10 protein-coding genes, 1 tRNA gene and 1 pseudogene are annotated in these 12,549 nt (G+C 53.0%); 6 read left to right on the forward strand and 6 right to left on the reverse strand.

The genetic code is table 11. The annotated features are described in order from the left end of the window. The first annotated feature begins 38 nt into the window (after nucleotides 1-38). From FHR98_RS10205 to FHR98_RS10215, 3 genes are all read left to right on the forward strand, one after another. Nucleotides 39-752 (forward strand): DUF1194 domain-containing protein, encoded by a 714-nt coding sequence (locus FHR98_RS10205; protein ID WP_183416593.1) that lies wholly within the window; start codon nucleotides 39-41, stop codon nucleotides 750-752. A 45-nt stretch (nucleotides 753-797) separates the two neighbouring features. Then, nucleotides 798-873 (forward strand) — tRNA-Glu (locus FHR98_RS10210). A 111-nt stretch (nucleotides 874-984) separates the two neighbouring features. Then, nucleotides 985-1,338, forward strand: coding sequence for a hypothetical protein (locus FHR98_RS10215; protein WP_183416594.1), 354 nt, complete (start codon nucleotides 985-987; stop codon nucleotides 1,336-1,338). A 108-nt stretch (nucleotides 1,339-1,446) separates the two neighbouring features. On the opposite strand, the pseudogene FHR98_RS16840 reads toward FHR98_RS10215, so the two are convergent. From FHR98_RS16840 to FHR98_RS10245, 5 genes and pseudogenes are all read right to left on the reverse strand, one after another. After that, nucleotides 1,447-2,478: pseudogene (locus FHR98_RS16840) on the reverse strand (recombinase family protein); the annotation flags it as partial. A 9-nt stretch (nucleotides 2,479-2,487) separates the two neighbouring features. Continuing rightward, nucleotides 2,488-2,736, reverse strand: coding sequence for a hypothetical protein (locus tag FHR98_RS10230; RefSeq protein ID WP_183416595.1), 249 nt, complete (start codon nucleotides 2,734-2,736; stop codon nucleotides 2,488-2,490). Between the two features lie 61 nt (nucleotides 2,737-2,797). Next, nucleotides 2,798-2,971 (reverse strand): hypothetical protein, encoded by a 174-nt coding sequence (locus FHR98_RS10235; protein WP_183416596.1) that lies wholly within the window; start codon nucleotides 2,969-2,971, stop codon nucleotides 2,798-2,800. Continuing rightward, complete coding sequence (locus FHR98_RS10240) at nucleotides 2,971-4,083, reverse strand: hypothetical protein (protein WP_183416597.1); 1,113 nt, start codon at nucleotides 4,081-4,083, stop codon at nucleotides 2,971-2,973. Before FHR98_RS10240 ends, FHR98_RS10235 begins: the two co-directional genes overlap by 1 nt. After that, nucleotides 4,040-4,582 carry a hypothetical protein gene (locus FHR98_RS10245; RefSeq protein WP_183416598.1) on the reverse strand — a complete coding sequence of 181 codons (543 nt, stop codon included), beginning with the start codon at nucleotides 4,580-4,582 and terminating at the stop codon, nucleotides 4,040-4,042. The genes FHR98_RS10240 and FHR98_RS10245 overlap by 44 nt, the downstream gene beginning before the upstream one ends. 354 nt (nucleotides 4,583-4,936) lie before the next feature. On the opposite strand from FHR98_RS10245, the gene FHR98_RS10250 reads away from it, so the two are divergent. Together FHR98_RS10250 and FHR98_RS10255 are read left to right on the forward strand one after the other, a co-directional pair. After that, nucleotides 4,937-8,509, forward strand: coding sequence for an AAA domain-containing protein (locus tag FHR98_RS10250; RefSeq protein WP_183416599.1), 3,573 nt, complete (start codon nucleotides 4,937-4,939; stop codon nucleotides 8,507-8,509). After that, entirely contained in the window at nucleotides 8,506-10,260 is a 1,755-nt protein-coding gene (locus FHR98_RS10255) for a phospholipase D-like domain-containing protein (protein WP_183416600.1), read from the forward strand. The genes FHR98_RS10250 and FHR98_RS10255 overlap by 4 nt, the downstream gene beginning before the upstream one ends. 195 nt (nucleotides 10,261-10,455) lie before the next feature. Here FHR98_RS10255 and FHR98_RS10260 read toward each other — a convergent pair whose 3' ends face one another. Further along, nucleotides 10,456-11,877 carry a LuxR C-terminal-related transcriptional regulator gene (locus tag FHR98_RS10260; RefSeq protein ID WP_183416601.1) on the reverse strand — a complete coding sequence of 474 codons (1,422 nt, stop codon included), beginning with the start codon at nucleotides 11,875-11,877 and terminating at the stop codon, nucleotides 10,456-10,458. Nucleotides 11,878-12,067: 190 nt separating this feature from the next. On the opposite strand from FHR98_RS10260, the gene FHR98_RS10265 reads away from it, so the two are divergent. Further along, entirely contained in the window at nucleotides 12,068-12,469 is a 402-nt protein-coding gene (locus tag FHR98_RS10265; RefSeq protein ID WP_221205842.1) for a nuclear transport factor 2 family protein, read from the forward strand. Nucleotides 12,470-12,549: the final 80 nt, after the last annotated feature.

Below are 12,549 nucleotides of genomic sequence, written 5' to 3' on the forward strand. Positions count from 1 at the left end.
CGTGCGGGATTTCTCAAACCCTGTCGGCTGCTGTGACGATGCCCCTGCTGCTGCTGGCGTTGCTGGTGCCGCGCATGGCGGTCGCGCAGCAGGTCGATCTGGAACTACTGCTGGCGATCGACGGCTCTTCCAGCATTGATGCCCGGGAGTTCGATCTTCAGATGCAGGGTATAGCAGCCGCTTTCCGCCATCCAGGGGTCAAAGGCGCGATCCAGGCTTCTGGCGACCTTGGGATCGCTGTCGCCTTGATGCAATGGTCGGACAGCCGCAATCAGTCATTGTCACTGGATTGGCGCGTGGTCAAGGACGAGGTGACCGCCGAGGCCTTTGCGCAGGCCGTGGAGAACACGGCCCGATTCGTTGTCGGCGGCGGAACGGCCATCGGTAGTGCTATCGATGTCGGCGTTGATTTTGTTTTGAAAAGCCCCTTTCAAGGGCGTCGTCAGGTCATCGATGTGTCCGGCGACGGCCGTGCGAATCAGGGACGCCTGCCGCCGCGCGCGCGCGATGATGCCGTCGCGAAAGGGTTTACGATCAATGGCTTGGCTATTCTAAATGAGGACCAGGCAGTTGATAGCTACTACCTCTACAACGTGATTGGCGGGACCGGTGCTTTCATCATCACGGCGCAGGATTTTCAGGACTTTCAGGTGGCTATCGTACGCAAGCTGATCCAAGAGATTTCCGGTGTCCCGATTGCTGGAATCAGAAAGGGCAGCGAAGGGCTTGCATTTGAAGCTCAGACCGATTAGGTCTTTGCGCCGTCGAGCCGGTTTGGCCATCGGTTCGGTCATTGCGTCCCCATCGTCTAGAGGCCTAGGACATCAGCCTTTCACGCTGAAGACACGGGTTCGATTCCCGTTGGGGACGCCATCCGCCCATAGAAGTGGGCACTCCCTCGCAAAAAGAAGGATGGTCGCCATCGTTGGCGGCCACGGCCTGTGCCAGGATGGCCTTTGAGCCGGTGATGCGCACTTCTTTGCCTTGCACCTCAATCCGATCAATGAGGAGCCGCAGATAGCTCTTGCGGAGCGGCGAGTTATCGTTCGCGAACTCGCGCCTGAGAGCGCTTGCAAAGGCTTTGACGCGCTTAGGCGTGATCTTCTGGTCAATGGTTTCCTGAGCGCGGCTCTGGATCGAGAGCTGCCGGATAATCTCCTCACGTTCGCTCTTGCGTGTGCGGATACGGATTGCCAGGGATTCATCGTTGTCCAGATGGCCGCTCTCGACAGCCTTATAGAGGTTATCCAACGCTTGGTCGTGCGTACGCAGCTCGCGCTGGAGGTGGGCTACTGTCTCGCGCCTTGTATCTTTCTTATCAGAAGATCGCTGCGTTAATTCCTTGAGGATCACAGTCAAGCGCGCTGGTTCCAAGATGCGCTCCAGGAGGCTATCGACCACAAGCCGGTCCAGGTCCTTCATGGGAATAGGATGGCCTTTGCAGGCGCTGCTGCCGTGGCGAATCTTGTTGGCGCAGTCGTAGTAGCGATAGCGACCGCCTTTGCCGGTACGGATCGTAATCCCTGCGCCGCAGCGACCGCATTTCAGGAGCCCTGTGAGCAGGGTCGGGCCATTGGTAATGCGCGCCGGGGTCTTGCGCGGGCTGCGCGCTTTGAGGCGGCTCTGGACCGTCTCAAAAGTCTCCGGCTCGATGATCACAGGGACGGGAAGGGCGATCCATTCCTCACGTGGTTTTTCCTTCTTGCTGCGACTGTCGAACCTGTTGAAGAAGTATTCGCCCCTGTAGGCAGGGTTGCGCAGGGTTTCATGCACCTTCTTGATGCTGAAACGCGCACCTTTTCGTGCCTTGAGACCCCTGGCGCCTAGATGATTGACGATGGCCTTGATACCGAGCGGACCGCTTTTGCCGTCGCCGTTCCTGTAGAGGTCAAAGATCAGCTTAACGGTCTGCGCCTCGTTAGGGTCGATCTCCAGGCGCTTCTTTTCCTTTGCGCCGCGTAGTTCTGCTGTGTAGGTGCGGTAGCCATAGGGTGGCGATGCGCCGTTCCAAAAGCCTTGGCGCGCGTTCTCCTTCATGGCGCGCAGGGTGTGCTTGGCGTTCTCCGCACTCTGTTGCTCATCGAAGGCTGCGACAACGGTATAGAGAAAATTGCTTGTGGTTTCGTCGCCATAATCCTGGGTGATAGCCACGAGCCGGATATCGTTCTTTTCCAGCATTCTGCGGTAGATGCAGGAATCAGCAACCGAGCGCGCGAAGCGCGAAAGGCTATGAACAAGCACCACATCGAAGGGCCGTGGCGTCTGCCGGGCGTCGGCTATCATTTCCTGGAAGGCTGGTCGCCTGTCGTCGGTGCCCGACGCGCCAGGCTCTATATAGACATTGGTGACCTGATAGCCGTTGGCTTTGGCGTAGGCCTCGCATTGGCTTTGCTGGTCGGGAAGCGAGAGGTCTTGCTCTGCTTGCCTCGTCGTTGAAACCCTCAGATAGAGAGCCGCCCGCATTCCCGTTCCAGCCATTATGGTCTCCTAATTTTCCAGACTGCTAACCAGCAAACTATCAAAGAAACCGGAAAGCATTTCGATTTCCTCGCCTGTCACCGGCAGGACTTCGGGTAGATCGTGACTGACCCGGAGTCCGGTTTCACTATTATACTCGCCGCTATTATACCTGCCCTTGCTCGTGGCTTTTGCGACGGGCCGCCTTGTCTTTTTGGACGAGGCCGCTTTGCTTTGGCCGTCGCTATTATGCTCGGGCGTATGATGGCTGTCGCTCAACCATGAAAACCTCCTTTCCTGCCTGGATCAATTCCGGCCCTTGCCATGCCATACCCGCCCTTTAACGCTCTGCCCGGAAGAGGGCGCGCAAATCGGCTATCAGGCCGCGCTCGCCAAACTCCTCCAGGGTGATCTTTCTGAAAGCCTGGAACTGCTCCGGCGGCAGGGAGGCCTGCGCCAGGTCGATGATCCGGGTCTTGCGATGGTTGATGAGAGAGAGAATCGACTTATACATTACCAAAGCCCATAGCTGTATTTGGTGATCCGTGCGGCCACGTCTTGCTCCCAGGTGTAGGGGTCGTGGTGCAATTTGAGGTGGCTCAGAAGCTCTGCGTGGACCTCCTCAATCGTCAGGGGTGCAGTTGCACCCTTGAGAAGGCCAAGAACTGCTGCGAGGCCTTTTAAGCCGCCGTGGAGGGACTTCGTCTGCTGAAAGAGCCGCCAATTCAGGGGCGCTTGCCGGTCGATCTCCCGGATCAGGCCTGTTTGATCGAGGGCGCTAATATCTTGCAGAAGTCCCTGCCAGAGAGGATGGAGCGGCCAGCGAGAGCGGTTGCTGTCGCCCGAAGGCTTGCGCAGGGTCGTGTGACTGTTCGCCAGCTCACGCAGGATATCGCCTTGATGGATGCCGATCTCGGTCGGATTGGTGATGCCGCCGGGCGCCAGGCGCTCGCGCCGTATTTGAAACTCGACCCGCCAGACATTTTCTTTCTGACCCCAAAGCTGATGGAAGAAAACCTTGCCGCTTTCCTGCTCGATCTCCGCCGATTTGTCATAGAGACGCACCACCACCTCGCCGCGCCCGAAGGTGAGGGTCTGCACCAGGCCATGCTCCCGGTAGATGGCGTCCTTGCTAGCGCGTGTGACGAAGTGATCCGCCGCGAAATCGACCAGCGGCAAGTCATAGTCAAAGCTCCAATCAATACGGGATACGGAGCTGGGCCTGTATAGTGCGCCATTGATGGCTTCCAGCCAGGCGTTCAGGCGCGCCAGGAGCGCGGCATAGCCATGGCTCCAGAGACCCTTGCTAGAGAATCGCACATGGCAGCTTGGCTGCATCTTCTCAGTCAGACGGATTTCGAAGTCTTCATTCACCAGCACGTAACGGTAGGGATGGAGACCATAGGGCATGAGGGCGAAGCTCTCGCCACCAATCGTTATCTTGGCGACCTCATCGCGGCGGCTCTCTTTGAGGCGCTGCTGCTGATAGGCCAGCTCATCGAAGTCCAGCCAGCTTTCGCCCATGGAGACGAAGTAGGAGACATAGAGACTGTCGATGCCGCTCAGAAGCAGGCGCGGGCGCTCACTGGTCATGGTCGCCGCGATCCGCAGTGGCTCCAGCGCCATAGAGCTTATCCATGACCTGGGTGAGATTGATCAGGATCGAGCTGACAGGCGCGCTTTCCAGGACTGTCTCATCGCCATCGAAGGCTTCTATGCCGTGGAAGAAATGAATGCTGGCCTTTGTGAAGCGTCCGCTATCTGGATCGACCTGCCAGGAGACCTGGGCAAAGGCCGGTCCTTCCTGAGTCTCCGAGGCCATCACCAGGTCGTTGTCATCCTCCCAGGCGTCATAGAGAGCCTGGGCGGCAGGCTTGAGGACTTCCAGGGTCGCGCCGTAGCGCGCCAACTCCAGAAGGATCGCCGCGATCCAGGGTGTCGGCTCGGTCTCATAGAGGCGCGGGATGCCGGTGCCGGTTTCCTTGCCGCCGACCGTCTCCAGAAGGTCGTTCTGCGTCCAGTGGCGAAGCTGGCGCATGGTCTTGGCGATGTTCGCCGCGCTCAAGGAAGGGGCGATCAACTGTGCCAGCGCCTTGACGGTGAGATAGTGTCTTTCTGTAACCATGTCCTACGATTCCCAAAGTGATAATCCCTTATAAGACAAACAATGTCTTTCAATCAAGCTTAAAAGACATTCAGTGTCTTTCATCCTCCTTTGGAGCAAACAGGGCAGGGCTCAGTCATAAGCGCCAGGAGAACGTGCGGCTGCCGTCTCCCTCAAGGCCAGGCCGTGCTGCGCACGGTCGCTGGCGCGAGCCTTGACCGAGCCGGAGCCTGCACGTTAGGGGCTTGGCATGACTAAGCCAGAGTCTACCCCCATGGGGTGAGAGTTCTGGACAGAACAGTCCTATCGGTAGCAATGTAACGTAATGTATTTTAAACCCCCCGTGTTACTGATCACGGGGGAAAGGGGAAAGTAATGCCCAAGAGGTCGAGGCGTCGTCGCAGCCAGTTTTTAAGCCCATATCGTCTCGACGACACATATTTGCGCAGGCCTGACCGCAAATATGGCCGCCCAGGCATCCTTTCAGGTATTGATGATCACGGCAATCCCGTGTTGGTCAAAATATGGCCAAAGGCCAAACACACCTCGGACTCAGAACTAAGAGAGATTTGGCATCACGAAGTCCGCCAGCTCCATCGTTTGGGGGGGTACCCTAACGCTTTTGATGCTATAGCAACGCTCCAACAAACTGGCTTTGACGACGACGGATTCTATCTAGTATTGGACCCTGGTCAAAGAAAGCCTCTTTCAAGTGTTCTCGCACATGCTTCTTCTATTCACTGGATAAAGAATCAACGTGTGTCTCTCAACAGAGCAAAGTTGTGGAGAAACTTACTTCGAATTTCTACAGGATTAGAAACCTTACACACACAAGGTCTCCTTCATAAGAACCTAGACAATTGGGCAATATTAACCACTGGTGGGGAGGAGCCTGATTTCCAGCTGACTGGATTTGAATGGTCCATACGTTTAATCGGGGCTGCCGCCGGTAGACGCTCCGCACGCGGACCGGACAGCGCTTATGGTGAGCAAGTATCATTCTTGCAAGACTGGAGAGATTTTGGTCGGCTAGCAGCTGAATTAATGAATCTTTCGGTTTGCCGCCTTGAAGATCCAAAAATACCGCTATCTGCGGTCTCAGAAAATCTAGTGCTGGACGAAATTCGGCTCCTTAGACACCTCGTTCAGGTGGAACACTTGGACCGCTTGGATGGCGAAGTGGTTGAAAGACGGATTCAGGAGGTTCTTCGGGTCTTAGAAGCCGATATTGCGCATCAAGACGTCAAGTTTCATCTCGTCGTCTCACTGGGAACAAATTCTAGGTTATCTCAAAATATTAGAGAGGCATCAGAAGATGTGATCGAAATTACATCTGACCGAGAGCAAATAGAATTTATTGAAGATGATTTGAGCGAAGTTCCTATTTTGTTTGCTATTAGAATCGGAGATGGCTCGAATTTCAGATTAGCCATTCGAGGGACAAAATTAATCTATCGTATAAAGGAATATTCGCCTAGATCAGAAGGCGCTGCACTAACTTGGGAGCTCGCATATTGCGATAGTGTGGAGCTTCAAAGCCCCAATCCAAATAAGATCGTCGATTCAATTCCCCTGCAATCAAACTCGCTTGAAATTTTACAATTGAGAGAGGCGCACGAACGATTCAGCCGTATGCGTGGAAAAGTCCGTAGTTGGGACACACTGCGGCGGGTGTTTAAGGTTGATAAAAAGTTCGCGGCTCGTGACAAACAGCATCATAAAGCCTTCGCAATTACCCAGTTCCTTGAAGCGCTGTATGCCGCCACAGACGCTTTTCCTGTGAATGTACGAAATGTAACTGGCAATTCTGAAAATGAAATGAACGCAATTATGATTACCGTTCGGGAGGACTTGGGGCGCGAGGCACTCGCAAAAGAAATGGGGTTTAAGTCACCATCTATACGCCTAAATGAAGCGCTAATGCAGGACCGACGGAGTGACGAATGGGTTCTTACCGAAGCGCAGCATGTTGGCAAAAGTGAATTCACAGATACGTCATGGCGTTTCGACAAGGAATTTGCAGGGTCGAAAAAAGCGCCAGAGTATCGATTTGTTGGAACTGATCTGTCTCCACCCCTTCATAATCCCATCTTGATTCCAGGCGACTTTGTGGGAAGAGATAAACAGCTCCAGCGTCGGCTTAAAGCGCTCAGAGCACTTGCAGATCATGCCGAATTACTATGGATGCTAGTCGATCCTAGGAGGCGGATATTAGACACGCATGATTCCATCGATAATGGCAATGTTCTTGCTAACTTAGACGATTCAAAAATACAGGCGCTGAACGCTATTGTTGAAACTTTGCCGCTTTTTTTAGTTCAGGGTCCCCCGGGCGTCGGGAAAACTCACATGATAAGAGAGCTTGTCAAATACATATTCGAAAAGGACCCAACAACGCGATTGCTTCTTAGCGCACAAAGCAATGCGGCCGTAAACCATCTTATGGAAACTCTTGACAAGGCTCTGGTAGGCGACCGAGACGATATACTGATTGTCAGATGCCGACCCCGCGACAGTCACAAGGACGCCGGTCCATATGAAATTGGAAGCCAAGTTGGCAGTATAATTCAACGATTTGCGCAAAGCGAACTGGTCTCTAGTTCACCAGATAACCTGCGTGAATCTGTCATGGCGCTCAAGGCAGAACTGAGCGGCGATGATACCAACGATGAGAATTTGAAGGGCCGGGGAGTGGCACCTCGATACTCAAAACAAGCCGTAGAAGGGCTAATAGTGAGAGCCGCAAACGTTGTCTTTGCCACCACCAACTCTTTTGAGTTAGAGCGTCTAATTGAAGAACGTGGTCAGTTCGACTGGTCGATCATAGAAGAAGCTGGGAAGGCAACGGGTGGAGAGCTTGTTGCCCCGTTACTTTTGTCATACCGGCGGCTTATGATTGGGGATCATAAACAGCTGTCCCCCTTTGGTTCGGAACAAATCATTCGGCTCCTTGAAGAACCAGATACTCTGCGCAATGCAATGATCACTGGGAAGGAATTTGTAAGCCGTACACTGCGTGATCCATCTACTGACGAAATATTGGATGAAATTGATGAAGAGGCGGGAGAGGATTTTGCAGCACTATGTGCGACCGCAATCGATTGCCTTCTTTTGTTCGAGTCGCTTATCGAAGCCGAGTTTAAATTGTATGCCCGTGGAGCTAAGGCGCGGCAAATAGCCCATCGACTTAATCAACAACATAGGATGCATCCGGCGATCGCTCGCGTAATCTCTCGGTGTTTCTATGATGGCGATCTGCATACGCATCCGTCCGCAAAAAAACGCTTCGAGAAGGAGCCTTGTCCGATCAAGTCTCTTGACCCAAAGCGCTTGCCGGATGCGCCGATCATGATGATTGACATGCCATACGTTCAAAGCACAGTCGGCATGCTCGGCGCAGAAGCCCACCCCCGGTGGCACAACCCTGATGAAATCGAAGCTATACTAAAAGCTGTTATGTTGATTGGGCGGAACCCAAAGTCCTCAGAAATACCGACCATGGCGATCCTGTCGCCTTATCGTGAGCAAGTCATCCGACTGCAAAATCGAATAGACGAAGATTCTTCAGTGGGTTCACATTTGAGTCAATTTTGCGCTGCCGTGAGTCCAGGAAACTACTGCGGGACAGTTGATTCATTCCAGGGAAATGAGGCTGATGTTGTCGTTGTATCATTGGTCCGAAACAATCACCATTCAGGTATCAGAAGCGCTCTCGGATTCTTAAGCGATTCGCGCAGAATGAATGTTCTGCTTAGTAGAGCTCGATGGCGTTTAATCTTGGTCTGTTCATCCAAATTCCTTGAGCACGTATTAAGAGCAGAACAGTTCAAAGGTGAGCGGTGTAATACCTATTTCTTATCAGAGATGCTCAAAGCAATTGAAGATGAGCGCAAAAATAGTAATGCGGTAGTAGTTCCTTCCGATAGGCTTTTGAGGCTTGCAAGATGACAATCGTCCAGGTCGCGGTTCCAGTTCTACAAGGTCGCCGCAACTTTCATTTTGACAAGGGCCGCCCTTGGAGCATTGTTGAACATGTTTTGCTCGCCGGGCTTATCGATGAGCCATTGACTGCTGCGGAGCTTGCTGAACGTGGCAATATTCCAAAGCGCGTCGCAATTGAGGCTTTGATACGTTTAATGCGTGCTGGTTGGGTGGAGATGTCGCAAAAAAGCGCTGCTGTTCGTTTTGTTGTCACTCACCGAGGAGCCGCCGCCGCTACATATAATGAACTACCGAATGCGTCTAGACGATTGAGTCGGAGGATGAACTTTGTCATAGACCAAGTTACCGGCACAGTATACCGCAGTCGCGAGCTACCTTTCGTTCATGAACATGTCTTGGACGAACGAGCCAAGCGCGAAAGAATAGTGAAGCTTGAGCGAGCTGAGAGAGAATATTTAGACGAGGTAAAACCACTCGTTGAAGCATTATTTTTAGACGACGAAAAATTCATTTCTGTAGATCCGCATGGCGACCGATTATCAAAGCGATGGTCTCTTGTTACTGTCCGTGATGGCGAACCTGATGGACTCACAACTCGCGCTCCTGCGTCACTAATAGAGATCATAAAATGTGCAGCAAAGGCCGCGCCCAATCTTCCAGCAAAAGGAGATTTCGCGTTCTTTGAGCCACCTCAAATTGCGGTTCCTTCTGCAAGTTTATTGCCAGGGGAGCACTTCATCGATTTTTCGGCTCGAGATATTATTCTTGGAGGTTCAGATCACCGTGCGGTGTTTGAAGCAGCCGTGAAAAAAGCGCGACACCGAATACTTATTCATTCGACCTTTATCTCGGAGAACCGTTTCAACGAACTGCTGCATCTTCTAAAGGAGGCTGTTAACCGAGGGGTCAAAGTTGACATTCTTTGGGGACAGGAGGCGCAATCAGAAAGCAATAGCACCACGCGTCATGCAGTTGGCCTAATCAGGCGTATGTTGCGCGAGGAAGGTATCGAAATGCTGCGCGTACATCCGTTCTCTACAGGGTCACACTCTAAGGTTCTGATTGCCGACGAAGGCTCGACAGATAAATTCTTTAGCATTGTCGGCTCCTGCAACTGGCTTTCTACCCAGTTTCAATCCTTTGAGGCTTCAGTTCGACTGAAGGATCCAGCCATTGTTGCTGATGTTGTTTACCAAATGGCCGAGTTGTCGAAAGGCTCGCGCGGCATATGGACTGACTTCACAAATGAACTTGCTGCGCTTGCTGCTCATCTTAGAGCTAAACCCATAAAATCAAATGGCGGAGCTCTTGCCCAAATTGTCATAGGTTCACGCCATGCTGATCTCGTTAGGCAAGCACGCGATGTTTGCGAAAGGCGAATGTTTGTTGTCAGCCACCGTTTCGGCGTAGCTGGCGAGTCAGCAATATTAGCCCCGGCACTAGCTGCTGCAAAAGCGAAAGGTGTTGATGTTAATGTGTTTTATTGCACCACGAGCGGCCTCTTAGGTGGCGATGCTGCAGCAGATATGACAATAGATGTGCGCGAGATGGGGGTAGAGATCAGACCTGTTCGAAAACCACGCATTCATGCCAAGATATTAGCATGGGATGATGATGCAGTAGTAATCACTAGCCAGAATTGGCTATCTGCAGATCCTCCCGATACCAAGCCCCGACAAGAGATTGGTGTTTTTATTAAGGCGCGCGGTTTGGCCAAAAACGTTATTGAGCGGTTTGCGGCGGCTCACTTGGAATAAGAACTATTCTGCAAACCAAGTGGAAAAATCATACACAGATTTCAACTGAAACGCGGGCCATTGGATATCAGCCACCATTTTTAAATTGAATACCTCGCTTGACTTGTATCCTACCAGGTAGAGCCAGTTTTACCTCCCAGTGCCCACTTTCATCCCCTAGGGGACGCCATTTCTTTCCCTTTCCAGCAGATCCCTTCACTCCGGTAGTCCGGCCCGGCGCAAACAGTCGCGGAGTTGTTGCATTCTGGTCGCGTCCTTCAAGGGTACACGATCGAGGTCTGCGATGCTTGCGTGGGGCAAGGCCTCGTGGCAGTAGGCAATCGCAGCTCTCGCTTGTTCCAGCCGACCAGACATCACATGGCCAGCGGCTAGAAGGTAATGTCCAAAATACCATTGTGGCATGCGATGGACCGCGCGATTCGCCCACTCAATGCAAGTGTCGTAGCGTCCGGCTAGAAAGTGGGCGAGGGCGATTCCGGTAAAGCGGAAGAATATACTGGGGTCGCGGGGGTTCGACCGGATTGCGATTTCCTGATTGGCAATTGACTCCTCCAAGCGGCCAACCAAGCTCAGTGCAGTGCCTAGGCTACCATAGGCGAGGGAACAATTTGGGTTTAGCTCCACAGCGCGTTCCAATGCCGCGATGGACTCCTCGTGCTTATGGAGGCCCCAGCAGGTGATGCCCAGAGCCCAATGGGCATATTCGTTCCTGCCGTCCAGTCGTGTTGCTCGGCGCGCCAGTTCGTGCGCAAGGGTCATTGTTTCGACGAAGTCGTCGGCAAAGCCCAGGATTGCACTGTGGTGGTGAATCAGCGCGAGGACCATGTTGGCTTCTGCGCTTTCGGGGGCGTGGTCCTGCGCGCGTTTCAGCAGGACTTTTGCGGTTGTGAAGCTTTCCGGCGTGAAATCGTAGAGCAAATGCCAGGCGCGCATTGTCAACTCCCAGACCGTTAGATCCGGACGCGTACTACGCTCGACCGCGCCACTCGCAGTCAACTGAACGCGGGTTTGTATGGATGCCACGACGTTACGGGTAATCTCGTCCTGGAGATCAAAGACATCTGCAAGTTGCCGGTCGTAGCGTTCAGACCAGATATGGCCACCGGTCGTTCCGTCGATGAGCTGCGCGGTAACGCGAACCCGATTACCGGCCTTGCGAACGCTGCCTTCCAGTACATACCTGACGCCTAACTCCCGGGCGATCTGCGGGACACCGATGTTAGTGCCCTTGAAAGTGAACGTTGTGTTGCGCGCGATGATAAAAAGCCAGGGAGATCGAGATAACGCGGTGATGATGTCTTCTGATATGCCGTCCGAGAAAAATTCCTGTTCCGGGTCGCCGGACATGTTTTCAAAGGCCAACACGGCGATTGAGGGCTTGTCCGGCCGGCTTGGGAACGCCTTGGGCCGATCAACGAGAGTTGCGTTAGTCGTTTCGAAGAACCTGTGCAATTCCAACTTCGAGGAAACACCTAGCTTACGGTAAACAGTTGTTAAATGCGTTCTTACGGTCGAAGGCGCGATGCAAAGCCGGTCCGCAACCTGCCTGTAGCTTTCGCCGTTGGCAAAAGCCTGTGCAATTTCCTGTTCTCTAGGGCTCAGCGGTTCGATTTTCACCTCGGTATGTTCCACTCCGCTCCTACAAGAAACCTCTAGTAACGATCGCCCATTCCTGAACTATAGCTAAATTACCGGTCGCAAAATACAGCATTTGCAGGATGCCAATTACTGCAACTGCTTGATTCTAATCATGTTTGAAGCGTCGTAGTCTAACAAGTGTACCTACTGTAATGTATGGAGGTTGGAAATGTCCTACGCAAAGGCTGCAAACATGAACAATGATCGAGTGAATAGCGCCGCGATCGTTCAGCGAGGCTGGGAGGCCGTTGCTCGGGGCGATTGGGATGCGGTGGTAGCGGATTATACCGAGGATATGGTTTTCGTAATGCCGGGCCAGAATGATCTATTGAAAGGGAAGTCGGCGTTCCGGGATGTATTGGATAACTTGGGTGCTGGTTTGCCGGTAGGTTTCAGCATCGATTCTATCCGCCAAATCGGCGACGGAGATGAAGTGGTGTCGATCGTCGAATGGAAGAGCGAAAAAGTCCCTGAGGGAAGCCAGCTCAGCGTGCTTTTCAGGTTTTCTGATGGAAAGATTGCCGAAGAGCGCTGGTTCGTCGATACCGAGCAGTGGAAAGCCGCGTTCTAATGATCGGATCGTTCTGAGCAGGCGTGGGGATGTCGTAACAGGCATCCCTGCGGCTTCGGTAATCCTAGTCATCGAGCAGT

The sequence above is a fragment of the Limibacillus halophilus genome, from assembly GCF_014191775.1.
GTDB classification, from domain to species: domain Bacteria; phylum Pseudomonadota; class Alphaproteobacteria; order Kiloniellales; family CECT-8803; genus Limibacillus; species Limibacillus halophilus.